The 23,799-nt window shown below is 66.1% G+C and carries 18 protein-coding genes and 1 pseudogene; 12 read left to right on the plus strand and 7 right to left on the minus strand.

Annotated elements, in window-relative coordinates:
* Positions 1 to 238 precede the first annotated feature (238 nt).
* The 4 genes from SFA35_RS09410 (at position 239) to SFA35_RS09425 (ending at position 5,138) form a co-directional block, all read left to right on the plus strand.
* Positions 239 to 1,957: a thiamine pyrophosphate-dependent enzyme gene (locus tag SFA35_RS09410; RefSeq protein WP_320577565.1), complete on the plus strand. Its 1,719-nt coding sequence runs from the start codon at positions 239 to 241 to the stop codon at positions 1,955 to 1,957.
* Between the two features lie 94 nt (positions 1,958 to 2,051).
* A complete protein-coding gene (locus SFA35_RS09415; RefSeq protein ID WP_320577566.1) occupies positions 2,052 to 2,906 on the plus strand; it encodes a pirin family protein in 855 nt (284 codons plus the stop codon).
* 80 nt (positions 2,907 to 2,986) lie between these two features.
* Positions 2,987 to 4,732, plus strand: coding sequence for an ATP-binding protein (locus SFA35_RS09420; RefSeq protein WP_320577567.1), 1,746 nt, complete (start codon positions 2,987 to 2,989; stop codon positions 4,730 to 4,732).
* Positions 4,725 to 5,138, plus strand: a complete 414-nt coding sequence (locus SFA35_RS09425) for an SRPBCC family protein (RefSeq protein ID WP_320577568.1) — start codon at positions 4,725 to 4,727, stop codon at positions 5,136 to 5,138. The genes SFA35_RS09420 and SFA35_RS09425 overlap by 8 nt, the downstream gene beginning before the upstream one ends.
* Before the next feature lie 44 nt (positions 5,139 to 5,182).
* On the opposite strand, the gene SFA35_RS09430 is transcribed toward SFA35_RS09425, so the two are convergent.
* The 3 genes from SFA35_RS09430 to SFA35_RS09440 are packed head-to-tail and all read right to left on the minus strand — an operon-like array spanning position 5,183 to position 7,900.
* Entirely contained in the window at positions 5,183 to 5,845 is a 663-nt protein-coding gene (locus SFA35_RS09430) for a response regulator transcription factor (RefSeq protein WP_320577569.1), read from the minus strand.
* Between the two features lie 2 nt (positions 5,846 to 5,847).
* Positions 5,848 to 7,239 carry a HAMP domain-containing sensor histidine kinase gene (locus SFA35_RS09435; RefSeq protein ID WP_320577571.1) on the minus strand — a complete coding sequence of 464 codons (1,392 nt, stop codon included), beginning with the start codon at positions 7,237 to 7,239 and terminating at the stop codon, positions 5,848 to 5,850.
* The gene (locus SFA35_RS09440) at positions 7,217 to 7,900 is read right to left on the minus strand and encodes a response regulator transcription factor (RefSeq protein WP_320577573.1); all 684 of its coding nucleotides are present in this window, start codon (positions 7,898 to 7,900) and stop codon (positions 7,217 to 7,219) included. The genes SFA35_RS09435 and SFA35_RS09440 overlap by 23 nt, the downstream gene beginning before the upstream one ends.
* 308 nt (positions 7,901 to 8,208) lie before the next feature.
* On the opposite strand from SFA35_RS09440, the gene SFA35_RS09445 reads away from it, so the two are divergent.
* Complete coding sequence (locus tag SFA35_RS09445) at positions 8,209 to 9,927, plus strand: putative bifunctional diguanylate cyclase/phosphodiesterase (RefSeq protein ID WP_320577576.1); 1,719 nt, start codon at positions 8,209 to 8,211, stop codon at positions 9,925 to 9,927.
* A 1,931-nt stretch (positions 9,928 to 11,858) separates the two neighbouring features.
* Here the strand turns inward: SFA35_RS09445 and SFA35_RS26685 are convergent.
* From SFA35_RS26685 to SFA35_RS09460, 4 genes and pseudogenes are all read right to left on the minus strand, one after another.
* Positions 11,859 to 12,731, minus strand: a complete 873-nt coding sequence (locus SFA35_RS26685; protein ID WP_414058534.1) for a methyl-accepting chemotaxis protein — start codon at positions 12,729 to 12,731, stop codon at positions 11,859 to 11,861.
* 30 nt (positions 12,732 to 12,761) lie between these two features.
* Positions 12,762 to 13,484: pseudogene (locus tag SFA35_RS26690) on the minus strand (MCP four helix bundle domain-containing protein); the annotation flags it as partial.
* A 97-nt stretch (positions 13,485 to 13,581) separates the two neighbouring features.
* On the minus strand, positions 13,582 to 14,988 hold the full coding sequence (locus SFA35_RS09455) for a heavy metal sensor histidine kinase (protein WP_320577579.1): 1,407 nt from the start codon (positions 14,986 to 14,988) through the stop codon (positions 13,582 to 13,584).
* Positions 14,961 to 15,656 carry a heavy metal response regulator transcription factor gene (locus SFA35_RS09460; RefSeq protein WP_320577581.1) on the minus strand — a complete coding sequence of 232 codons (696 nt, stop codon included), beginning with the start codon at positions 15,654 to 15,656 and terminating at the stop codon, positions 14,961 to 14,963. Before SFA35_RS09460 ends, SFA35_RS09455 begins: the two co-directional genes overlap by 28 nt.
* Positions 15,657 to 15,860: 204 nt before the next feature.
* Here SFA35_RS09460 and SFA35_RS09465 point away from each other — a divergent pair, with 204 nt between their 5' ends.
* The 7 genes from SFA35_RS09465 to SFA35_RS09495 are packed head-to-tail and all read left to right on the plus strand — an operon-like array spanning position 15,861 to position 23,665.
* Complete coding sequence (locus SFA35_RS09465) at positions 15,861 to 16,466, plus strand: hypothetical protein (RefSeq protein ID WP_320578941.1); 606 nt, start codon at positions 15,861 to 15,863, stop codon at positions 16,464 to 16,466.
* 34 nt (positions 16,467 to 16,500) lie between these two features.
* Positions 16,501 to 17,103, plus strand: a complete 603-nt coding sequence (locus tag SFA35_RS09470) for a cytochrome b/b6 domain-containing protein (protein ID WP_320577583.1) — start codon at positions 16,501 to 16,503, stop codon at positions 17,101 to 17,103.
* Positions 17,096 to 17,866 carry a molybdopterin-dependent oxidoreductase gene (locus tag SFA35_RS09475; RefSeq protein ID WP_320577585.1) on the plus strand — a complete coding sequence of 257 codons (771 nt, stop codon included), beginning with the start codon at positions 17,096 to 17,098 and terminating at the stop codon, positions 17,864 to 17,866. Before SFA35_RS09470 ends, SFA35_RS09475 begins: the two co-directional genes overlap by 8 nt.
* A 49-nt stretch (positions 17,867 to 17,915) precedes the next feature.
* Positions 17,916 to 18,530: a transcriptional repressor LexA gene (gene lexA, locus SFA35_RS09480; RefSeq protein WP_320577587.1), complete on the plus strand. Its 615-nt coding sequence runs from the start codon at positions 17,916 to 17,918 to the stop codon at positions 18,528 to 18,530.
* Positions 18,531 to 18,553: 23 nt separating this feature from the next.
* Positions 18,554 to 19,159, plus strand: coding sequence for a translesion DNA synthesis-associated protein ImuA (gene imuA, locus SFA35_RS09485; protein ID WP_320578943.1), 606 nt, complete (start codon positions 18,554 to 18,556; stop codon positions 19,157 to 19,159).
* Between the two features lie 7 nt (positions 19,160 to 19,166).
* The gene (locus SFA35_RS09490) at positions 19,167 to 20,588 is read left to right on the plus strand and encodes a DNA polymerase Y family protein (protein ID WP_320577590.1); all 1,422 of its coding nucleotides are present in this window, start codon (positions 19,167 to 19,169) and stop codon (positions 20,586 to 20,588) included.
* Positions 20,588 to 23,665: an error-prone DNA polymerase gene (locus SFA35_RS09495; protein WP_320577592.1), complete on the plus strand. Its 3,078-nt coding sequence runs from the start codon at positions 20,588 to 20,590 to the stop codon at positions 23,663 to 23,665. The genes SFA35_RS09490 and SFA35_RS09495 overlap by 1 nt, the downstream gene beginning before the upstream one ends.
* The last annotated feature ends 134 nt before the right edge of the window (positions 23,666 to 23,799 follow it).

The following is a 23,799-nucleotide window of genomic DNA, read 5'->3' on the forward strand; positions in this document are numbered from 1 at the left end:
CGGGCACCCGTGCCTGGTCATTGCTCTGAATCAAACCTTGTAGCGCCAGCCATTGATGTTCGAGTTTGCGGAGCCGGTAGTCCCGCCTCGTTCATCCATGCCGGCCCAGCCAATACTTGCAGCGGCGCAGTTTATTGCATCTATAACGATACAGCGTTGCATCTTTCTCTCTGAACTCCCGCCGACTCCCTCCTGACTAAAACCCATACGCGCTGCAACCCTGTCCGAGGAGGCCTCCATGGCTAGCAAGAAAGTCGCCGAGATAGTGATCGAAACGCTCCAGGCCGCCGGTGTGCGCCATTGCTACGGCATTGTCGGCGACACGCTCAACCACGTCACCGATGCCATTCACCGTAGCGACATCCAATGGGTGCACGTGCGCCATGAAGAAGTGGCGGCGTTCGCTGCCGGCGCCGAGTCGTTCATCAGCGGGCGCCTGACGGCCTGCGCCGGGTCCTGCGGCCCAGGTGGGCTGCACTTCATCAACGGGGTCTTCGAAGCGCAGCGCAACGGCGCGCCCATGGTGCTGATCGCCAGCCAAGTGGTGACCAGCGAACTGGGCATGGACTTTCCCCAGGAGGTCGACTTCAAGGCCATCTACGGTCCCTGCACAGTGTTCTGCGAGCAGGTCTACACCCCGGGCCAGGCTCGTCGAGTCACGGCGCTGGCGGCGCAGACCGCGCTCAATGAGGGCGGCGTGGCGGTCATCATCCTGCCGTCGGACATCAGCATGGCCGAGGTCAAGGACGACCAGCCGTTTGCCGCCCACCACCCCCGGCCGGTGTTGCAGCCCAGCCCCGAAGAGCTGGTGGAAGTGGCGAGGCTTTTGGCGGCCGGCAAGAAGGTTTCGATCTACGCCGGCTTTGGCTGCGAGGGCGCCCATGACGAACTGGTGGAGCTGGCGCGCCTGCTCAAGGCGCCCATCGCTCACACCTCGCGGGCCAAGGACTTCGTCGAATACGACAACCCCTACAACATGGGCATGACCGGGGTATTCGGGGTCGAGTCCGGCTACCACGCCATGATGGAGTGCGACACGCTGTTGTTGCTCGGCGCCGACTTTGCCTGGAAACAGTTCTACCCGCAGAAGGCCAAGGTCATCCAGGTTGATCGCAAGGGCGCGCACCTGGGCCGGCGCCACCCGATCGACCTTGGCGTGGTCGGCGATGTGCTGGCGACTCTGCGCGCACTGCTGCCGCTGGTGGAGGAGAAAACCGCCGTCGACTGGCTCGAGGAGTGTCTCAAGCACCGCCAGAACACCCTCAAGACCCTGGCCCACGACCAGCGTCACAGCGACGGCGAGCTGATTCATCCGCAGTACCTGACTCATCTGCTCGACAAGCATGCCAGCGCCGACGCGCTGTTCACTGCCGACGGCGGCTCTCCCATGGTCTGGGTGTTGCGCCACATCAATGTCAACGGCGCGCGGCGCACACTCACCAGCCTGCGCCACGGCACCATGGCCAACGCCATGCCCCAGGCGCTGGGCTTGCAGAAAGCCTATCCGGGGCGCCAGGTGATTTCGCTGTCCGGTGATGGCGGCCTGGCCATGCTGCTCGGCGATCTGTTGACCGCTGTGCAGGAAAAACTGCCGATCAAGGTGGTGGTGTACAACAACGCCTCGCTGAACTTCGTGCAGATCGAGCAGAAGGTCGAAGGGCTGCTGGACAACTACACCGACCTGCTCAACCCCAACTTTGCCGAAGTGGCCAGTGCCATGGGGCTGTACGGTCAGCAGGTGACCGATGGCGCCGAACTTGAAGGTGCAGTGGCGGCGTTTCTTGCCCACCCGGGGCCGGCCCTGCTGGACGTCAAGGTCAATCCGGAGGAACTGGTGATGCCGCCAAAGGTTGAGTTCGCGCAGGTCGCGGGCATGGCGCTGTACTCGGCGCGGGCAGTGCTGGGTGGCCGCGCTGCGGATGTCAAGGACCTGCTGGTGGATAATTTCATCAAGTAGCAGTCCCCTGCGGGGCCGTTTGCCATTATCCTGACCCTTTGGCCGGTCGGGATGACGGCAGCATTGGCAGACGGCTCATTCAAGGGACAGCATCGTGGCTCGAATTCTTCAGCAGCACCCCGCCTACCGCGACGACATCGCCGACCTGGTGACCCGTCGCCCGGTGCCGGGCCCGCAGCTCGAGCAGCTGGACCCCTTCCTGTTTCTCAACCACCACGGCCCGCAAACCTACGCGCCAGGCAATCGCGGCCTGCCGTTCGGCCCACACCCGCATCGCGGCTTCGAAACCGTGACTTTCATCCTTGCCGGCGAGCTCGCGCACCTGGACAGCGGCGGCCACGAGAGCATTATCAAGGCCGGCGGCGTGCAGTGGATGACCGCCGGTTCAGGCCTGGTGCATGCCGAATTATCGCCGGCGGCGTTCAAGCGCCAAGGTGGCCCGCTGGAGATCCTGCAACTGTGGGTCAACCTGCCGGCGCGCCTGAAGATGACCGACCCGGCCTATATCGGCCTGCAACGCGAGCAGATTCCGCAGCTGAGCCTGGACGCCGGCCGGGTCGAGGTGGCGGTGGTCAGTGGCGAGTTCCAGGGCACTCTAGGCGCCATCCAGTCGCTGACCGGCATCACAATGCTGACCGTCACCCTCAAGCCGGGCGGCAAGCTCGAACTGCCGACCCCGGCCGGTCGCCAGGTGTTCTGCTACACGGTCGGCGGCGAGCTCAGCGTGGCGGGCGAGCCGGCGCAGCTGCATCATCTGTTGCAGCTGAACGACGGCGGCGAGAGCCTGGTGGTGGAGTCTGCCCAAGGCGCGGTGCTGTTGTTCGGGCATGCTGCGCCGATCGGCGAGCCGGTGGTGTCCCATGGGCCGTTCGTGATGAACACGCGCGAGGAGATCGTCCAGGCGATCGATGACTATCAGCGCGGCCTGTTCGGTTCGATACCTGGCTGACCGAGGCCCGGGATCTTTTCCCCGGGCCGTCGATCCAAGCAGACGTTCACACTCCCTCAAAGACCCGCAAGAGTTTTCCGATGCATTTTTTGACCGACAGTCACGGCTGTGAAGGTTGGCGCGGCGAGATGGCCGGGCGCATCCGTGAGTTTGCCTGGGAGACCACCCAACTGGGGCCAATCGAGCAGTGGGGCCAGGCGCTCAGCGGTGCCGTGCAGTTCCTGCTGGGCTCGCCGGTGCCGCTGGTCATGCTGTGGGGCGAGCCGGGCTACATGCTCTACAACGACGCCTACTCCGGCTTTGCCGGGGGCCGCCATCCTTTTCTGCTGGGCAAGCCGGTGGAAGTCGGCTGGCCGGAAGTCGCCGATTTCAACCGCAACGTCGTCAACACCTGCCTGGCCGGCGGCACCTTGTCCTATCGCAGCCTGCAGCTGCAGCTGTTTCGCAACGGCCAGCCGGAAGATGTCTGGATGGACCTGTACTACAGCCCGGTGCCCGGCGATGACGGGGCCCCGGCCGGGGTCATGTCGATCGTGGTCGAGACCACCGCGCATGTGCTCTCTGAACGCCAGCGCAAGGTCGCCGAGCAGTCCCTGCGCGAGCTCACCCGCCACCTCGAGCAGCGCGTGAACGACGAAGTGCAGGCACGCTCGGCCGCCGAAGAACAACTGCGCCAGTCGCAGAAGCTGGAAGCCATCGGCGGCCTGACCGGCGGCGTCGCCCACGACTTCAACAACGTGTTGCAGGTGATCGCCGGCAACCTGCACCTGCTGGCCCGCCAACGCGCGGACGACGAGGTGATCCAGCGTCGGGTGCACTCGGCCGTGGCGGCGGTGGAGCGCGGCGCCAAGCTGTCCGCGCAACTGCTGGCCTTCGCCCGGCGCCAGCCGCTGTCGCCGGCGGTATACAACGTGCACCGGCTGCATGACAGCCTCGGCGAACTGCTGCAGCGCGCGCTGGGCGAGACCATCCACCTGCAACTGAGCCTGCCGGCCGAGGCCTGGGCCATTTACGTCGACCGCAACCAGCTGGAAAACGCCGTGCTCAACCTGGCGATCAATGCCCGTGACGCCATGCAAGGCGAGGGCATCATCCAGTTGACCGGGCGCAACCTGCGGCTGGACGAGGAATTCTGCCAGGGCAAGGACATAGGCCCAGGCGAATATGTGTGCCTGACGGTCAGCGACGAGGGCTGCGGCATGAGCAGCGAGGTGCTGGAGCATGCCTTCGAACCCTTCTACACCACCAAGCCCGACGGCCACGGCACCGGCCTGGGCTTGAGCATGGTGTTCGGTTTCGTCAAGCAGAGTGGTGGCCATATCGAGATGCTCAGCACCCCGGGAGTGGGCACCACGGTGCACCTGTACTTTGCCCGCAGCCATCAGCCCGAGGCGGCCGAGCCGGCGGCCCTGGAGGCCGCTCCGGCCGCCGTCGGCGCGCGGGTGCTGGTGGTCGAAGACGATCCCCAGGTGCGCGAGACCGCTGTCGAGCTGCTGCGCCAGGCCGGTTACAAGGTGCAGGTCGCCGGCAACGGCGACGAGGCCCTGCGGCTGCTGGAGACTGGCGAGCCGATCGACCTGATCTTCACCGACGTGGTGATGCCCGGCCGCGTCAAGAGCGCCGACCTGGCCGTCTGGGCCAAACGTCAGCAGCCTCCGGTTGCGGTCCTGTTCACCTCGGGCCACACTCGCGACATCATTTCCGACAACCATCAGCTCACCCCTGACACCCACCTGCTGAGCAAGCCCTACTCACCACAGACCCTCTGGTCGATGGTGCGCGCGGTACTCGGCAGCGACCAAGACCCTGGAGATACTCATGCCTGAAGCAAGCGCAAGCCTGGACCTGCCGGTGTCGGCAGAGGATGTATGGAAACTGGTCGGCGGCTTTCAGAGCCTGCCCGACTGGCTGCCGCTGATTGTCGAGTCACGCCCGGAGGAGGGCGGCCATGTGCGCCACCTGCGCACCGCCGACGGCGCCGTGGTGGTCGAACGCCTGCACAGCTACGACGCCGAGGCGCGCACCTACAGCTACACCATCGTCGAAGGGCCGTTTCCGGTCAGCGACTACCTGGCCACCCTCAAGGTCGAGGCCACCGGTGACAAAAGCTGCAAGGTCACCTGGGGCGGCCGCTTCAAGCCGGTCGGGATCAGCGACGCCGAGGCCGAGGCCTTGTTCAAGGGGGTCTACGAAGGCGGCCTGGAGGCCTTGAAGGCGCATTATCAGGCGTGAACCCGTTTGGCTCGGGGGCTTGGCCCCCGAGTTTTACGGCGACCTCAATCCATGCGCAGATGCACAGTCTCGCGCAGGCTGTAGCCATAGCCGCGCAAGGTCTGCAGCGCGTTCGGCGCATCGAGCACCGCCAGTTTGCGCCGCAGATTGCACACGTGCCGTTCGATCAGCGCACTGCGTGATTCCTGGGCGTCGCCCCACAGGTGCTGTTCGATCAGGTCGCGGCTGACCGCGCCCGGGTTGCGCGCAAGAATCGCCAGCAGGCGCTGCTCGCTCACCGTCACCGCCTGGTGGCGACTGCCGCGGCCCACCAGCAGCCGCGTCGGCGACAGCCAGAGCAGGCTGTCGCCCAGGTTCACCGTGCTGGAAAACTCTCGGGACAGGGCCTGCAAACGCGCCTGCAGTTCGACGAAGGCAATCGGCCGCGACAGGCACAGTTCGGCGCCGCCGCGCAGGGTGTCGATGCGCGCCTGGCGGTCGCCTTCGGCCAGCAGCACCAGCACCACCGCCGGGCCCGCGCCGGCCAGGCAGCGCTGCAGCAGCTCGGGCTGCGGCGCCTTGAGGTCGAGCAGGATGAAGCGATACTCGCCGCCCTGCAGGGCCCAGTCGGCTTCCGCCGTATTTGCCGCCTGAACCAGCCAGCCGCCGTCGGCGAAGGCGCGCAGCAGGGTCGGGTCAGCTTCTTCGCTGAGATAGAGCAGACTCATGATTACACCAACGCCTTGCTTTGACGGCAATGAAGGGTCAGGCGTGCGCCGCCCTGATCGCTGCCGCCTACGTCCAGAGTGAAGCCGTGCAGCGCGACGATCGCCGCGACGATCGACAGGCCCAGGCCGAAGCCCGAGTACTTGCTGCCGTCGTCGGTGCGGTAGAAGCGCTGGAAGATCGCCTCGCGCTCGGCTTCGGGAATGCCCGGCCCGCTGTCGCTGACCTCGATCACCGTGGCGTCGTTGACCCGTGTTGCGCGCAGCACCACGATGCCGCCCGGCGGGGTGAACTTGATCGAATTGCTCAGTAGGTTGCCCAGCGCCTCGAACAGCAGGGCGTGGTCGCCATTGAGCACTGGCAGGTCATCCTGCACGTGCAAATGCAGGTGCACTTCGCTTTCCTCGGCCAGCGGCAGGTAGAAGTCATACAGCTCGTGCAGCAGCGGCCGCGGCGCCAGCTTGACGAAGCCGGAGCGGCGCTGGTGGTCCTCCAGCTCGGAGATGCGCAGCAGGCCGCGAAAGCGCGCCATCAAGGTGTCGGTTTCAGCGATCACTTCGTCCAGTTGCAGGGCCTGCTGAGAGTCTTCCGGCGCCTGCTGCTGGATGCGATAAAGCTGGGCGCGCAGGCGTGTCAGCGGCGTGCGCAGGTCGTGGGCGATGTTGTCGCTGACACTCTTGACCTCCATCATCAGGCGTTCGATGCGGTCGAGCATGGCATTGACGATCGCCGCCAGCATGTCCAGCTCGTCGCGCCGATCGGACAGCGGCAGGCGCCGCGTCAGGTCGCCGGCGACGATCGCGTCGGCACTGGCCTGGATAGCCCGAATGCGCCGGATCGGCCGGCGCCGCAGCAGGTGCCAGCCGGCCGCGCCGGGCAGGATGGTCAGCGAGGCGCCCCAGAGCAATGCATGGAGAATGATGCGGGTAACCGCGAACAGCGAACCGTTGTCGCGCACCAGCACCAGCCAGCGCCCATCGTGGGTGCGGGTGGCGGTGGCATCGCAACTGCTTTGCGGCACTTTCGGGTCGTCCGAATCGATGCAGTCGTCCAACTCGTGGATGCGGTTGTCCAGCGGCAGCCCCCTGGGCACCGAGCGCAGCTGGCCGCCCAGCGGCTTGAGCTCGTTGTCGAACAGGCCATAGGCGTCGAAGGCGCGTTCGTCGAAGGTTTCGCTGGCGGCCAGCGCCTCGTCCAGAGCCTCTCCGCGAAAGCGCATGAACAAGTGTTGACGCTGCATCAGCGAATGCTTGGCCAGGCTGGCCAGGTAATCGGACACCTCGTAATACAGCACTCCCATGAGAATGCTGCTCCAGGCCACAAACAGAAAGCTGTAAAGCGCCAGCAGTCGACTGCTGGAGGAGCGCCAGCCCTTAGAGGGGTTCGGCGATGACATAACCCGAGCCTCGTACGGTCTTGATCAGCGGGGCCACGCCAGGTGGATCGATCTTCTTGCGCAGGCGCCCGATGTGCACGTCGATCAGGTTGGTGCCGGGGTCGAAGTGGTAGCCCCAGACTTCCTCGAAAATCATCATGCGGGTGAGGATCTGCCCGGCATTGCGCATGAGGAATTCCAGCAGCTTGTATTCGGTGGGCAGCAGGTTCAGGGACTGGTCGGCGCGGCGTGCCTCGCGGCTGATCAGGTCCAGCTCCAGGTCGGCAACCTTCAGCGAGGTGTCGGCGGCGGTCACGGTGCTCTTGCGCCGCAGCAGCACTTCAACGCGGGCGGCCATCTCGTCGGAGGCGAACGGCTTGGTCAGGTAGTCATCGCCACCGGCGCGCAGGCCGCGCACCCGTTCGTCGACATCGGATAACGCACTGATCATCAAGATTGGCGTGGACACGCCGATAGTACGCAAGGTGGTCACGATGGCCAGGCCGTCCAGCTCGGGCAGCATGCGGTCCAGGGTGATTACGTCGTAGGCGCCGCTGACGGCCTTGACCAGGCCTTCACGGCCGTTGTCAACCCAATCGACTTGCAGCCCGTGGCTGCTGAGTTCGGCGACGATTTCCTTGGCTGTCACGGCATCGTCTTCGATGGTCAATACGCGAGTCATCTTCGTTTTACCCGGGGATTTGTCCAGTAGAGGCCTCCATTGTGCCAAGTAAACCCAGATGACTTTCTGAAGATTAATTTACGTAGGCTGATGACCTGAGCCTATGTGTGCCTCGTGAAGTGCGCAAGGAAACCGCGCCCGGTCGTCCAATTTGCTGCTGCAGGGGCTAGCTTTGGCCGGGGAATATGACTATGTTGCCATTAGATTGATATCATTCTGGCATTATGCTGATTGGAGATTCACGAGTGTTTATGTCACCGGCGACGCGCGCCCAGGAACAAAGGCTCGCCGCGCTCCATGCGCTCCAATTGCTCGATACCGCAGGCAATGAATGCTTCGATCGAATCTGCCGCCTGGCCGCCGCCTATTTCAAGGTGCCGACCGTGCTCATCTCGCTGCTGGACCGTGACCGCCAGTGGTTTCTCGGCCGGGTCGGTTTCGACCTCTGCGAAACCCCGCTGGAGCAGTCGTTCTGCGCCTATACCGCGCAGGGCGAGCGGCTCATGGAGATTGCCGACGCCAGCCAGGACCCGCGCTTCTGCGACAACCCGCTGGTGACCACCCCCGGCGGTATCCGCTTTTACGCCGGCACGCCGCTGCGCACCCGCGCCGGCGTGGCCATTGGCTCGCTGTGCCTGATCGACAAGCAGGCGCATCAGCTCGACGATGCCGAGCGTGACCTGCTGGTGGACCTGGGCGCCATGGTCATGCAGCAGATCGAGCAGCGCCATGCTTCGCTGCGCCATGACCAGGTCAGCGGGCTGCCCAACCGCGAGCAGTTCGCCAGCGACCTGCAGGATCTGGCCCGCGACGCCCTCGGCGAGCGCCGCTCGCTGGTGGTGGTCGACGCCCTGGACATGAACTGGGCCCATGAGCTGACCCTGGCCATGGGCATCCGCCCGTTCGAAGACATCATTCGCTGCATCGCCCGGCGCCTGGACCAGCAGCTGGGCCAGGTCGCCTCGGTGTACCACATCGGGGTCAAGCGCTTTGCCTTCATTGCCCCGCCTCAGGTGCAGGACTTCGCCCTGTTCATCGAGACCCTGGTGACCTCGCTGCGTGAGCCGACCATGGTCGACGGCTTGCCGATCCGGCCGATGGTGCGCGCCGGCAGCGTCGACTTCATGGTCAACCCGCAGGTGCTCAAGGACATCGTGCGCAAGGCCATGTACGCCGCCGAACTGTCGCTCAGCGCCCGCCAGTCCTGGGCGCTGTACGACCCGGTGCAGGACGCCGTGCACCGACGGGCCTTCAGCCTGGCATCGGACATCGGCGAGGCCATGGCCACCGAGCAGCTGTACCTGATGTTCCAGCCACGCTTCGCCATTCCCGACGGCAGCCAGGTGAGTGCCGAGGCCCTGCTGCGCTGGGAGCACCCCAAGCTGGGGCCGATCTCGCCGGTGGAGTTCATCCCGGTGCTGGAAAAGAATTCGCTGGTGCACGAGGTGACCCGCTGGGTCATCGATACCGCCATCGGCAAGCTGGCGGCCTGGCCGGCGGCCTGCGCCAGCAAGCTGTCGCTGAACCTGTCGCCGCAAGACTTCGAAGGCCATGACATCGCCGGCGTGCTCAAGCGCGCCTGCAGCCGTTACAGCATCGCGCCGACGCGCATCGAGGTGGAAATCACCGAAGGCGAGTGGCTGCGCTCCAACCCCCAGGTACTGGCCGAACTGGGCGAGATCCGCGCGCTGGGCATGGACGTGGCCATCGACGATTTCGGCACCGGCTACAGCAACTTCTCCTACCTGCACGAAATCCCGGCCAACATCCTCAAGCTCGACAAATCACTGGTCACGGCGCTGGAAACCGACACCCGCTGCCAGCTGATAGTGAGCTCGATCATCGACCTGTCGACCAAGCTGGGCTACCGCACCGTGGCCGAAGGCATGGAGACCTTTAAGTGCCTGCAGCTGCTCAAATCGTTCGGCTGCGACGAGGCCCAGGGCTACTTCTTCTCCAGGCCCATGGTGGAATACGACTTCGTCGCCTGGAGCTGTGCTTCGCAGTTTCCGTTGAAGCAGGTTTAGCGGCCTATCGCGGGCTTCGCGCGCTCCTGCGTTTGGTTCGGGCGCATGCTTGCAGCGGCCATCGCCTATGACCGTCCCGAGCATCAAAGGCGATCATAGGCGATACCACTGGATGTACATAAATCGAAACAAATGCAGGAGCGCGCGAAGCCCGCGATAGGCCGCGCGGGCGGCCGGTGGTGGCCATATTGGACATTTCGCCAGGCGCCAGGAAGATCAAACCGGCCTGGCGGCCTCTCGGGGCCATGCCCCTCCCAGGTCGTGGGGTGTTGCGCCTTCGACGTGGGAGGGGGCAAAGCCCCCGAGAGGCCGCAGGCCGGTTTGATCTTCGATCAGATCCAGGGCCTGACCTGGATTTCGATCACGACCACCACCGGCCTATCGCGGGCTTCGCGCGCTCCCACATTTGTTTCGGGCGTATGCATGCAGATGCATCACCTATGACCGCCTTGGTGTCTGGCGGTCTATCGTCGAAGATCCAAAGCGCTCATAGGCGATGCCATTGAATGCATAAAAATCGAAACAAGCGTGGGAGCGCGCGAAGCCCGCGATAGGCCGCACGGGCGGCCGGTGGTGGCCATATTGGACATTTCGCCAGGCGCTCGGAAGATCACACCGGCCTGGCGGCCTCTCGGGGCCATGCCCCTCCCACGTCGTGGGGGGTTGCGCCTTCGACGTGGGAGGGGGCAAAGCCCCCGAGAGGCCGCAGGCCGGTTTGATCTTCGATCAGATCCAGGGCCTGACCTGGATTTCGATCACGACCACCACCGGCCTATCGCGGGCTTCGCGCGCTCCCACATTTGTTTCGGGCGTATGCATGCAGATGCATCACCTATGACCGCCTTGGTGTCTGGCGGTCTATCGTCGAAGATCCAAAGCGCTCATAGGCGATGCCATTGAATGCATAAAAATCGAAACAAACGTGGGAGCGTGCGAAGCCCGCGATAGGCCGCACGGGCGGCCGGTGGTGGCCATATTGGACATTTCGCCAGGCGCTCGGAAGATCAAACCGGCCTGGCGGCCTCTCGGGGCCATGCCCCTCCCACGTCGTGGGGTGTTGCGCCTTCGACGTGGGAGGAGGCAAAGCCCCCGAGAGGCCGCAGGCCGGTTTGATCTTCGATCAGATCCAGGGCCTGACCTGGATTTCGATCACGACCACCACCGGCCTATCGCGGGCTTCGCGCGCTCCCACATTTGTTTCGGGCGTATGCATCCAGATGCATCACCTATGACCGCCTGGGTGCCTGGCGGTCTATCGTCGAAGATCCAAAGCGCTCATAGGCGATGCCATTGAATGCATAAAAATCGAAACAAACGTGGGAGCGCGCGAAGCCCGCGATAGGCCGCACGGGCGGCCGGTGGTGGCCATATTGGACATTTCGCCAGGCGCTCGGAAGATCAAACCGGCCTGGCGGCCTCTCGGGGGCTTTGCCCCCTCCCACGTCGTGGGGTGTTGCGCCTTCGACGTGGGAGGGGGCAAAGCCCCCGAGAGGCCGCAGGCCGGTTTGATCTTCGATCAGATCCAGGGCCTGACCTGGATTTCGATCACGACCACCACCGGCCTATCGCGGGCTTCGCGCGCTCCCACATTTGTTTCGGGCGTATGCATGCAGATGCATCACCTATGACCGCCTGGGTGCCTGGCGGTCTATCGTCGAAGATCCAAAGCGCTCATAGGCGATGCCATTGAATGCATAAAAATCGAAACAAACGTGGGAGCGTGCGAAGCCCGCGATAGGCCGCGCGGGCGGCCGGTGGTGGCCATATTGGACCTATCGCCAGGCGCCAGGAAGATCACACCGGCCTGGCGGCCTCTCGGGGCTTTGCCCCTCCCACGTCTGTCCTGAGATTCAATCATGGCCGCACGCGCGGCCGGTGGTGGCCATATTGGACCTATCGCCGGGCGACCAAACTCGCCCTACCGCCGGTCATCAGACCTTGAATCGGCCCACCATCGAATTCAACTCCACCGCCAACCGCGTCAGCTCGTTGCTGGCGGCGCTGGTCTGGTGGGCGCCGGCCGAGGATTGCACCGACAGGTCGCGGATGTTCACCAGGTTGCGGTCGACCTCGCGGGCGACCTGCGCCTGTTCTTCGGCGGCGCTGGCGATCACCAGGTTGCGCTCGGAAATCTCGCCGATGCTGCGGGTGATTTCCTCCAGCGCGTCGCCGGCACTGCGGGCCACATCCAGGGTGCCCTGGGCGCGGTCGCTGCTGTTCTGCATCGACTCCACGGCGCGGCCGCTGCCTTGCTGGATGCCGTGCACCATGCTCTCGATCTCCTGGGTCGACTGCTGGGTGCGGTGGGCCAGCGCGCGGACTTCGTCGGCGACCACGGCGAAACCACGGCCGGCTTCACCGGCGCGGGCAGCCTCGATGGCGGCGTTGAGCGCCAACAGGTTGGTCTGTTCGGCGATGGCGCGAATCACGTCGAGCACCTTGCCGATGTCACGGCTCTGCTCGGCCAGGCTGCGCATCTGCTCGGAGGTGACCTGCACGTCGCTGTTCATCTGCTGGATGGCCGCGACGGTTTCGCGCACGCGCTCACGCCCGGCCATGGCTGCCTCGCTGGACTGCTGCGAAGCGCTGGAGGTGTTCACCGCGTTGCTGGCCACCTCTTCCACGGCGGCGGTCATCTCGTTGACCGCAGTGGCGGCCTGTTCGATTTCGTCGTTCTGCTGGCTCAGCGCACGTGAGCCTTCCTCGGTCACCACGTTGAGCTCCTCGGCGGCGGACGCCAATTGGGTGGCCGAGCCGGAGATCTGCTGCAGGGTGTCGCGCAGGTTGCCCTGCATGGTGCTCATGGCCTGCTGCAGGCGCGTCACCTCGTCGCGACCCTGGACCAGCACCGTCTTGGTGAGGTCGCCGTTGGCCACCTCTTCGGCCGCCTGGACCGCCTGGCCCAGCGGGCGAACGATGCTGCGGGTCAGGACCATGGCGAGGATCGCCGTGAGCAGCGCCACCAGCACCAGCACGCCGATGATGATCAGGCGCGCCTGGCTGTAGTTGGCGGCGGAGCTGGCGACGGCGGCGTCAGCGCCCTTGCGGTTGATGTCGAGCAGTTGCTCGAGCAGCGGCGACATCTGGTCGGAGAACTGCTTGAGCTCGCCATTGATCAACCCGGGGATGTCGGCGTCGCGATGGCCGAGGGAGGCCTGGCGCAGCCTGGCCTGGGCGCCGAGGTAGTTGGCCAGGGCCTGCTTGAACTGGGTGAACGCGGTGCCTTCCTCGGAGCTGCTGACCAGCGGCGCATAGGCGGCGACCGTGGCATTGGCCTGGTCGGAGAGGGTCTGCAGCCGCGCTTCGGCCTTGTCGATGTCGGCTTGGCTACGGTTGACCTGCATGAAGTAGGACAGCGTGCGAAAGCGCGAGGTCGTATCGGTCAGTTGGCCGAGCAGGCGCGTGGACTTGAGCCAGTTCTCGCTCATGTCCACGGTGTTGTCATTGAGGCTGGCCATCTTGTTCAGGCTCATCAGCCCGAGGAACAGCACGAACAGGGCAATCAGGGTAAAGCTGAGGGTGGCTCGCGGAGCGATGCCCAGGTTTCGCAGCGACATGGCGTCTGACTCAAGAGTATTGATAGCCAGCTATCGGCGCCAAGGGCCGAAGCTGGATACCGCCGGTCGTGGATCCTATACCCGGCCCTACCCGGCCCTACCCGGCAGAGGCCGGTTGTGGAAAGTCCAGGGCAAAGGCGATCAGCCCCGGCTGCGGCTGTTCGACGCTGACGCTGCCGCCGTGCAGGTGCATGATCGCTGCGACAATGGCCAGGCCCAGGCCATTGGAGTCCGAATGCTGGTGGCGCGAGGCATCGCCGCGGTAGAAGCGGTCGAACAGCCGGCCCAGCGCAGCGGCTGGCAGCGCAGGGCCCTGGTTGAGCACCTGGATGCGGCAACCCTGGGCATTGGCGGCGACTTCGACAAGCACCTCGCTGGCCGGATCGGCGTAGCGAATGGCGTTGGCCACCAGGTTGCCCAGGGCCCGGCGCAGCAGCAACGGGTCGGCGCTGAGGGTCGCCTGGCCGCCGATGCGCAGGCTGATCTGGCGCTCTTCGGCCAGCCCCTCGAAGTACTCGGCCACCCGCAGCAGCTCGGCGTGGCCATCCAGCGGCTGGCGCTCGAGCACGGCTTGCGGCTCGTCGGCACGGGCCAGGAACAGAATGCTCTCGACCATGCGCGAGATGCGTTCGAGCTCTTCCAGGTTGGAAGCCAGCAGTGCCTGGTATTCGTCGACGCTGCGTGCCTGGCGCAGGGCAACCTGGCAGTGGCCCATCAGCGAGCCGACCGGCGTGCGGATCTCGTGGGCCAGGTCGGCGGAGAACTGTGTCAGGCGCTGATAGCCATCAGCCAGGCGGTCGAGCATGGCATTGTAGGCGGCGCTGACCTGTTGCAGCTCGACCGGGGTGTCGGTGCTGCTCAAGCGGCTGTGCAGGCGCGCCGGGGTGATGTCGGACGCGTGCGCGGCCATCTGCCGCAACGGCCGCAGGCCGCGGCGCAGGAGAATGAAGCCGAGCAGGGCGGTGAGGGCGAAGGCCAGCGCCATGGCCAGGTAGATGCGCTGGCGGAACTCGCCGAGCATGGCCAGTTCCTTGACCATGATGTGCGCGGCCGTGAGCTTCACCGGGTGCCCGGCGGAGGTGGTCTGCACGCTGGCAGCGCGCAGCGGCGCCCCGGCAGGGGAGGTTCCGGTGCGCAGGTCAGCCACGCTCAGGGGCGCGTCCAAGGCCACCAGCGGCAGGTCCGGCAGGCTCGCCTGCAGCGGGTTGACGCTGATCACCGGGGGTTGCCCGGGCTGCTCGATGATGAAGATGTCGTCCTCGCTGTCGAGCATGTTCTCGAACAGTTGCGGGCTGCCCTGCAGCTTTTCCAGGGTCAGGTCGTAATGCAGAAGCTTGCGAAAGTGGTCGAGCCGGGCCAGCACGGCGTGGTCGCTGCGCAGCAGCATCGAGGCTTTCATCGAGCCATACAGATAGACCCCGGCACCGGCAACGGTGAGCATCGCCACCAGGGCGAACGCCAGGGTCGAGCGCAGGGTCAGGGAAGGGGAGCGTCGAGCGCGCATGGGCGAACCTCGCAGACGTAGCCGATGCCGCGCACAGTGTGGATGAGCTTGACCGGGTAGGGCAGGTCGACCTTGTTGCGCAGGCGCTTGACCGCGACGTCGACCACATTGGTGTCGCTGTCGAAGTTCATGTCCCACACCTCGGAGGCGATCTGCGCCCGCGACAGCACGTCGCCTTCGCGGCGCAGCAGCAGGTGCAGCAGGGCGAACTCCTTGTTGGTCAGGGTAATCACCTGTTGCTGGCGGGTGACGCGGCGGCGCAGCAGGTCGAGCTCCAGGTCCGCCAGGTGAAAGTGATCGGCCTCGCGCACGGCGCCGCGGCGCAGGATGGTGCGAATGCGCAGCAGCAGTTCGGTAAAGGAGAACGGCTTGACAAGGTAATCGTCGGCGCCCAGTTCCAGGCCGCGAATGCGGTCGTGCAACTGGTCGCGGGCGGTGAGGAACAGCACCGGCACGTCCTGCCGCGCACGCAGCACTTCGATGATCTGGAAGCCGTCGATGCCGGGCAGCATCACGTCCAGCACGATCAGGTCGTAGCGGGTTTCCAGGGCCAGGTGCAACCCATCGGCGCCATGCTGGGTCCAATCGACGTTATAGCCGGATTCGCCGAGGCCCTTTTTCAGGTACTCGCCGGTTTTCGTGTCGTCTTCGATGAGCAGGATGTGCATGGTCGGGCTCGTTGGGGGCTTTTGCCGAGCGGGCTCGGGCCGACTGGGCCAAGCTTGCTCGCGAGGGTGATTGCGCGGAGTCTACCCAATGCCACCCGGCGAATCCGGCAAATGACAGAAATGTAATCCCTCGGTCATCGTCCAGTCCCGGTTTCGGGTCGAGGATGGCTGCACTCTCACTGCAAGGAAACTGCCCCGATGAAGATCAAGACTGCCCTGTCCAGCACCTTTGGCCTGCTCCTGCTCAGCGCTGCCGTCATCGCTTCGGCCGCCGACATGCCGGTGGTCAAGCCGCTGCGTGGCACCGTCGACAGCCTCGACAACAACACCCTGACCTTCACCACCCGCACCGGCGCGCACCAGAGCATCGGCCTGACCGACAAGACCGGCATCCGCCTGGTGTCCAAGACCGACATCGACCAGATCAAGTCCGACAGCTTCATCGGCTCGGCCGCCACTCCCCAGCCCGACGGCTCGCTCAAGGCCCTGGAAGTCACCGTGTTCGAGCCTAGCCTCAAGGGCAGCGGCGAAGGTCACTATGGCTGGCAGAACGCCGACGGCAGCACCGGCACCATGACCAACGGCACGGTCGGCAAGGTGGCCAACACCAATGGCCGGACCCTCACCGTGGCCTACAAGGGCGGCGAGAAGCAGCTGATGGTGCCGCAGGACGTGCCGATCGCCTACGTCGAAGCCGGCAAGCCCGAGCAACTGGTCAAGGGTGCCAAGGTCGTGGTGTTCCCCGGTGAAGACGGCAAGACCGCGCGCGGCGTGGCCGTGGGCAAGGACGGCTTCCAGCCACCGATGTAAACCGTAGCCAGACTGCCACAAGGAGCGCCATACGATGGCCAAGCGTCGCATTCACAGCTGGCCCGTGCGGCTCACGCACTGGGTCAATGCGTTCGGCATGACCTGCATGTTCATGAGCGGCTGGGCGATCTTCAACGCCTCGCCACTGTTCGCCTTCCGTTTCCCCAAGGAGCTGACAGTGGGCGGCTGGCTCGGTGGCGCGCTGGCCTGGCATTTTGCAGTGATGTGGCTGCTGGTCATCAATGGCCTGGTCTATCTGGTCTACGGCCTGGCCAGCCGGCACTTCAAGCGTGACTTGCTGCCGGTGACGCCACAGGCCGTCAAGCGCGACCTGGTGGCGGCCTTGCGCTTTCGCCTGGTCCACGAAAAGGGCGTGTACAACGCCGTGCAGCGCCTGATGTATTGGGGGGTGCTGGCGGCCGGGGCGCTGATCGTGGTGTCCGGGCTGGCGATCTGGAAGCCCATTCAATTGCAGGAGCTGGTGGCGCTGCTGGGCGGCTATGACATTGCCCGCTATGTGCACTTCGCCGCCATGGCGGCGATCGGCGCCTTCGTGCTGGTGCACCTGGCCCTGGTGCTGATGGTACCCAAGACTCTCCTGCCGATGATAACCGGTGGAACGCTCGATCATGACTGAACCGAAGAAACGCGCCAGCCAACGCATCCAGCTGGAGCCGGCGCAGCACAACCAACTGGCGAACCTGCAGCGTCGCCATTTCCTCAAGGGCGGCTTGAGCGTGGGCGCGCTGGCCATGCTCAGCGGCTGCAATCTGCAGGATGGCGACCAGGTGGACAAGGTCCTGTGGGCCATGTCGCGCTGGAACGACCGGGTCCAGGCCTGGCTGTTCAGCGGCCAGAAGCTGGCGCCGACCTTCAGCAAGGCGCAGATGACCCAACCCTTTCCCTTCAACGCCTTCTATGGCGAGGAAGACATTCCCGACCTCGACCTGTCGAGCTACTCGCTGGCCGTCGGCGGACTGGTGCGCGACAAGGCACCCTGGACGCTGGAAGGCCTGCGCAAGTTGCCGCAACGCACCGACATCACTCGGCTGATCTGCGTCGAGGGCTGGAGCGCCATCGGCCAGTGGGGCGGGGTGCCGCTCAAGACCTTCCTGGAGCACGTGGGCGCCGACACCACAGCCAGATTCGTCGGCTTCAAGTGCGCCGACCGCTATTACTCCAGCCTCGACATGCCCACCGCACTGCACCCGCAGACGCTGCTGGCGCTGGACTACGGCGAAGTCGCCTTGCCACCGGAATACGGCTACCCGTTGCGGGTGCGGGTGCCGACCAAGCTGGGCTTCAAGAACCCCAAGCACATCGTCGAGATCTTCGTCAGCAACGATTACCCGGGTGGCTACTGGGAGGATCAAGGTTACAACTGGTTCAGCGGAATTTGAGCCCGAGCCGATAAAGAGCTCTTCTCAAGGGGTGCGCAAAAGAGTACAAATGTACTCCATGAGCACACTATCTCCACGCCGCAACGCCATTCTTGCCTTCATCCGTGAGCGCATCACCGAACAGGGCCAGCCGCCGAGCCTCGCCGAAATCGCCGAGGCGTTCGAGTTCGCCTCACGCAGCGTGGCGCGCAAGCACATCGTCGCGCTGGCCGAAGCCGGTTTGATCGAGGTGCGGCCCAACCAGGCCCGCGGCATTCGCCTGCGCGAGGCCCAGCCGCGCCCCGAGCTCTTGCATCTCCCCTTGCTGGGCAAGGTCGCTGCCGGGGTGCCGATCGATCCCGACGTCGGCGTCCACGACCAACTGCTGTTCGACCCTCGGCTGTTCGCCCGGGTGCCGGACTTCCTGCTGCAGGTGGCCGGCGACTCGATGATCGACGACGGCATCCTCGACGGCGACCTGGTTGGCGTAACCCGCCAACTCGAAGCGCGCAACGGCCAGATCGTGGTCGCCCGGCTCGACGGCGAGGTCACCATCAAGCGCTTCGAGCGCCATGCCAACGGCGTGCGCCTGTTGCCGCGCAACCCGGCGTATGCCCCGATCGAGGTTGGCGTCGAGCGCGACTTCGTCATCGAAGGCGTGTACTGCGGGCTGGTGCGGCGATGATCGGCGCACTGCAGGACAACCGCCTGGGCAACGTCACCAGCCTGGCCGGCCTGCTCGACGAGCGCAGGGTCTGGAAGGGCCGCCAGCCGGCGCGGCCCAGCGGCCTGCAACCTACTGGCCACGCCGAACTGGACGCCGCCTTGCCCACCGGTGGCTGGCCGCCCGCAGCGCTCAGCGAGATTCTCCTGCCCGCCGTCGGCAGTGGCGAGTTGCGCCTGCTGTGGCCCACTTTGGCGCGCCTGACCCAGGCCGGTGAACGGGTGGTGCTGGTGGCGCCGCCGCATATTCCCTACCCGCAGGCCTGGCTCGCCGCCGGGGTCGATCTGCGCCACCTGTCCATGATCAGCGCAGACGATCAGCAGGCGCTATGGGCGGTCGAACAATGCCTGCGCTCGGGCAGTTGCGGTGCCGTGCTGTGCTGGCCGAACAAGGCCGACGACCGCAGCCTGCGGCGCCTTCAGGTGGCGGCCGAAACCGGCCAGACCCTGGCGTTCGCCTGCCGCCCGCAACTGGCCGCGCGCAACCCGTCGCCAGCCGCCCTGCGCCTGGCCGTCGACCTGCACCCGGCGCAGTTGCGCGTACTCAAATGTCGCGGCGGGCTGGCCCCCGCGCAACCCTTGGCGTTTTGAGGCGACCATGCTCTGGGCCTGTATCGTCCTGCCACAGCTGGCCATGGACTCGCTCAGCCGTCGGCGCAACGACAGCGAACAAGCCCTGGTGCTGCTCACCGGCCCCGCGCAACGGCGCGTGCTGCAGGCGGTGAACCCGGCTGCGCGAGCGCTGGGGCTCAAGCCCGGGCAGTCGGTGGCCGCCGCGCAGATGCTCAGCCGCGACTTCACCATGTTCGACTACGACCCGGCCGACATCGAGCTCAACCAGAACTTCCTCGCTGCCTGGGGCTACCGCTTCAGCTCCCAGGTCAGCCTGCATTACCCGCGCGCCCTGCTGCTGGAGATCGAATCGAGCCTCGGTCTGTTCGGCCCCTGGGCGCAGTTCGAAGCGCGCCTGCGCGGCGAGCTGCAGGCGCTGGGGTTTGCCCACCGCATCGTGGTCGCGCCCAACCCGGTGGCCGCGCGCATGCTGGCCAACGCCCATGACGGCCTGGCGGTGCTTGACGCGGCGCAGCTGGGCGAGCAACTGGCGCCGCTGTCGGTGGAGCGCATCGGCCTGCCCGGCGAGGTCGCCACCGCCTTCAAGCGCATGGGCCTGCGCCGCCTCGGCGAGGTGCTGGCCTTGCCCCGCAACACCCTGGCCAAGCGTTTTCCCGGCCAGGTGCTGGCTCACCTCGACCGCCTGCAGGGGCTGCGCCCGCAGGCGCTGGCCTTCTATGTGCCGGCCGATCGCTTCGACCAGCGCATCGAGCTGAATTTCGACGTCGAGTCGCACCAGGCGCTGGTGTTTCCGCTGCGGCGCCTGATCAACGACCTGGGCGCCTTTCTCGCCGGGCGCGACGGCGGCGTGCAGCGTTTCACCCTGCACCTGGAACACCAGGAGGGCGAAGACACCCTGCTGTCGGTGGGGCTGCTGGGTGCCGAGCGCGATCCCGAGATGCTCTTCGAACTGGCCCGCGGGCGCTTCGAACAGCTTCAGGTGCCGCGCCCGGTGCGCAACCTGCGCCTGCTGGCCGAAGATTTACCGCCCTTCGTGCCCACCCACAAGGAGCTTTTCGAGCAGCGCCCGCAGCAATTGCAGCCCTGGCAGCAGCTGCGCGAACGGCTGCGCGCGCGCCTGGGTGACGACGCCATCGTCAGCTTGCAGGCGCGCGCCGACCATCGCCCTGAATGCGCCTGGGCCGCCCTGGCCGAACTGCCGGCCGCGGCCCCTTCGCCCATGCCCGGCGCGCCACGGCCTGGCTGGCTGCTGCGCGAGCCGCAAGCGCTGCATGACCCGCGCCTGCGCATCCTTGCCGGCCCGGAACGCATCGAATCGGGTTGGTGGGACGGCGGCGACGTACGCCGCGACTACTACCTGGTGGAAACCGTCGACGGCCTGCGCGGCTGGGCCTTTCACAGCGTCGGCGAGCCCGGCCCGCTGCAGTTGCAAGGCTGGTTCGGCTGATGGCCGCCTACGCCGAGCTGCACTGCCTGAGCCATTTCAGCTTCCAGCGCGGTGCCTCCAGCGCCCGCGAGCTATGCGAAAGGGCCGCGCGCCTGGGTTACCAGGCCCTGGCCATTACCGACGAATGCAGCCTGGCCGGCATCGTGCGCGCCTGGCAGGCGGCCCGTGAATGCCAGGTAGCGCTGATCGTCGGTAGCGAGGTGCAGATCGATCAGGGTCCCAAAGTGGTGCTGCTGGTGGAGGATCTGGCCGGGTACCAGGCCCTGTGCCAGTTGATCACCCTGGCCCGCCGGCGCGCCGCCAAGGGCGAGTACCAGGCCCTGCGCGAAGATTTCGCCAGTCTCGACCTCAGTGGCCTGATCGCCCTGTGGGTGCCTGGCGAGGAACCCAACGCCGGCCATGGCCACTGGCTCAAAGGCCTGTTCGGCCAGCGCCTGTGGCTGACCGTGCAGCTGCACCGCGGCCCCGACGATGGCCTGCGCCTGCAGCGCCTGCTCGACACCGCGCGCCTGCTCGGCCTGCCGGCCGTGGCCAGCGGCGACGTGCACATGCACGCCCGGGGCCGGCGAGCCTTGCAGGACACCATGACTGCCATCCGCCATCACGTGCGCGTGGCCGAAGCCGGACCCTGGCTGTTCGGCAACGGCGAGCGGCACCTGCGAGCGCTGCCGGTGCTGGCCGAGCTGTACCCGGCGGCCTTGCTCGAGCAAAGCCTGGTGATCGCCCGGCGCTGCCGCTTCGATCTTTCCCAACTGCGTTATCAATACCCCCATGAACTGGTGCCCAGCGGGCATACGGCCACGTCGTGGTTGCGCCAGCTGACCGAACAGGGCATCGCCTGGCGCTGGCCGCAGGGGGAAAGCGCCAAGGCCCGGGAATCGATCGAGAAGGAGCTGGCGCTGATCGCCGAGCTGGGCTACGAAAGCTACTTTCTCACGGTCCAGGACATCGTTCGCTTTGCCCGCGAGCGCGACATCCTCTGCCAGGGCCGGGGTTCGGCGGCCAACTCGGTGGTGTGCTTCGTGCTCGGCATCACCGCCCTCGACCCGCAACGCATGAACATGCTGTTCGAGCGCTTCATGTCCCGCGAGCGCAACGAGCCACCGGACATCGACGTCGACTTCGAACACGAGCGCCGTGAGGAGGTGCTGCAGTACATCTTCAACCGCTACGGCCGTGGTCGCGCTGCCCTGACGGCGGTGGCCAGCAGCTACCGCGGCGCCGGTGCCGTGCGCGACGTGGCCCGGGCGCTGGGCCTGCCGCCTGACCAGATCAACGCCCTGGCCGATTGCGCCGGGCGCTGGAGCGACGAGGCGCCGCCGCTCGAGCGCTTGCGCGAAGCCGGCTTCGATACCGACAGTCCGTTGCTGCGCCGGGTCATCGGCCTGACCTCACAGCTGATCGGTTTTCCCCGGCACCTGTCCCAGCACCCTGGCGGTTTCGTCATCTCCGAGCAGCCGCTGCACACCTTGGTGCCGGTGGAGAACGCGGCCATGGCCGAGCGCACCATCATCCAGTGGGACAAGGACGACCTCGACGCCGTCGGGCTGCTCAAGGTCGACATTCTCGCCCTTGGCATGCTCAGCGCCATTCGCCGCAGCTTCGACCTGATCCGCCGCCATCGCGGCCTCGACCTGAGCCTGGCCAGCGTGCCGGCCGAGTGCCCGAAGACCTACGCCATGATCAGCCGGGCGGACACGGTGGGGGTGTTCCAGATCGAGTCGCGGGCGCAGATGGCGATGCTGCCGCGGCTGCGCCCCAGGCAGTTCTACGACCTGGTGATCCAGGTTGCGATCGTCCGTCCCGGACCGATCCAGGGCGACATGGTGCACCCCTACCTGCGCCGCCGTAACGGCGAGGAGCCGGTGGTCTACCCCTCGGAAAAACTCAAGGCGGTGTTCGAGCGCACCTTGGGCGTGCCGCTGTTCCAGGAGCAGGTGATGGAAATGGCCATCGTCGCCGCCGACTATTCACCGGGCGAGGCCGACCAACTGCGCCGCTCCATGGCGGCCTGGAAGCGCCACGGCGGCCTCGAACCGCACCAGATCCGCCTGCGTGAAGGCATGCTGCGCAACGGCTACAGTGAGCAATTCGCCGCGCGCATCTTCGAACAGATCAAGGGCTTTGGCAGCTACGGCTTTCCCGAGTCACACGCCGCCAGCTTTGCCCTGCTGACCTACGCCAGTTGCTGGCTCAAGTGCCATGAACCGGCTGCGTTCGCCTGTGCCCTGATCAACAGCTGGCCCATGGGTTTCTATACTCCCGACCAGGTGCTGCAGGACGCCCGCCGCCATCGCCTGGAGATCCGCGCCCTGGACATCCGCTACAGCGACTGGGATTGCAGCCTGGAAGCAGGCGACGGCGCACAGCCAGCGATTCGGCTCGGGCTGCGCATGGTCAAGGGCTTTCGCGAGGTCGACAGCCAGCGCATCGAGGCAGCTCGGGCCGAACGGCCGTTCGCCGATGTCGCCGACCTGTGCCTGCGTGCCGCGCTCGACAGCCGGGCCCGCGAAGCCCTGGCCGATGCCGGCGCGCTCAAGCCGCTGGCCGGCAACCGCCATCAGGCGCGCTGGGAAGTGGCCAGTGTGGTGGCCCAGTTGCCGTTGTTCGAGGGCGTCGCCGAGCCGGTCGAAAGCCGCGTGCAACTGCCCCGGCCGACGGTGGGCGAGGACCTGTTCGCCGACTACGCCAGCGTCGGCACGACCTTGGGCCCGCACCCCATGGCCTTGCTGCGCCCGCGCCTGGATGCCTTGCGCAGTCGCAGCTCGCGCGCCCTGGCCACGGTGGAGCACGGCCGGCCGGTCAATGTGGTCGGCCTGGTGATCGGCCGCCAGCGCCCACAGACGGCCAGCGGGGTGATCTTCCTCACCCTGGAGGACGAATTCGGCATGATCAACGTGGTGGTGTGGCACGATTTGGCCGAACGCCAGCGGCGGGTGCTGGTCGGTTCACACCTGCTCCAGGTGCGCGGCCGGCTCGAGTCGGCCGATGGGGTCAGGCATGTGATCGCCGGGCATCTGCAGGACATGACCCCGCTGTTGAACGGGCTGGATGTGGGAAGTCGGGATTTCCGCTGATCGCGGCAAAGCCCCCGATCTCTGGTTGTCGGCTTGCCTATCGAGCCAGCCAAGCGGCCTCGACGGCTATGACCCGTCTCGCAGAATTCCCAGCCGCGGTACTGATTTAACGAAATTTTCACATCTCGATGACC

The organism is Pseudomonas sp. HR96 (genome assembly GCF_034059295.1).
In the GTDB taxonomy this organism is placed as follows: Bacteria; Pseudomonadota; Gammaproteobacteria; order Pseudomonadales; family Pseudomonadaceae; genus Aquipseudomonas.

Coding starts and splice junctions, on each gene's coding strand:
- SFA35_RS09410 (WP_320577565.1), top strand. CDS start 239: ATGGCTAGCAAGAAAGTCGCCGAGATAGTGATCGAAACGCTCCAGGCC.
- SFA35_RS09420 (WP_320577567.1), top strand. CDS start 2,987: ATGCATTTTTTGACCGACAGTCACGGCTGTGAAGGTTGGCGCGGCGAG.
- SFA35_RS09425 (WP_320577568.1), top strand. CDS start 4,725: ATGCCTGAAGCAAGCGCAAGCCTGGACCTGCCGGTGTCGGCAGAGGAT.
- SFA35_RS09430 (WP_320577569.1), bottom strand. CDS start 5,845: ATGAGTCTGCTCTATCTCAGCGAAGAAGCTGACCCGACCCTGCTGCGC.
- SFA35_RS09435 (WP_320577571.1), bottom strand. CDS start 7,239: ATGTCATCGCCGAACCCCTCTAAGGGCTGGCGCTCCTCCAGCAGTCGA.
- SFA35_RS09440 (WP_320577573.1), bottom strand. CDS start 7,900: ATGACTCGCGTATTGACCATCGAAGACGATGCCGTGACAGCCAAGGAA.
- SFA35_RS26685 (WP_414058534.1), bottom strand. CDS start 12,731: ATGAGCACCATGCAGGGCAACCTGCGCGACACCCTGCAGCAGATCTCC.
- SFA35_RS09455 (WP_320577579.1), bottom strand. CDS start 14,988: ATGCGCGCTCGACGCTCCCCTTCCCTGACCCTGCGCTCGACCCTGGCG.
- SFA35_RS09460 (WP_320577581.1), bottom strand. CDS start 15,656: ATGCACATCCTGCTCATCGAAGACGACACGAAAACCGGCGAGTACCTG.
- SFA35_RS09470 (WP_320577583.1), top strand. CDS start 16,501: ATGGCCAAGCGTCGCATTCACAGCTGGCCCGTGCGGCTCACGCACTGG.
- SFA35_RS09475 (WP_320577585.1), top strand. CDS start 17,096: ATGACTGAACCGAAGAAACGCGCCAGCCAACGCATCCAGCTGGAGCCG.
- lexA (WP_320577587.1), top strand. CDS start 17,916: ATGTACTCCATGAGCACACTATCTCCACGCCGCAACGCCATTCTTGCC.
- SFA35_RS09490 (WP_320577590.1), top strand. CDS start 19,167: ATGCTCTGGGCCTGTATCGTCCTGCCACAGCTGGCCATGGACTCGCTC.
- SFA35_RS09495 (WP_320577592.1), top strand. CDS start 20,588: ATGGCCGCCTACGCCGAGCTGCACTGCCTGAGCCATTTCAGCTTCCAG.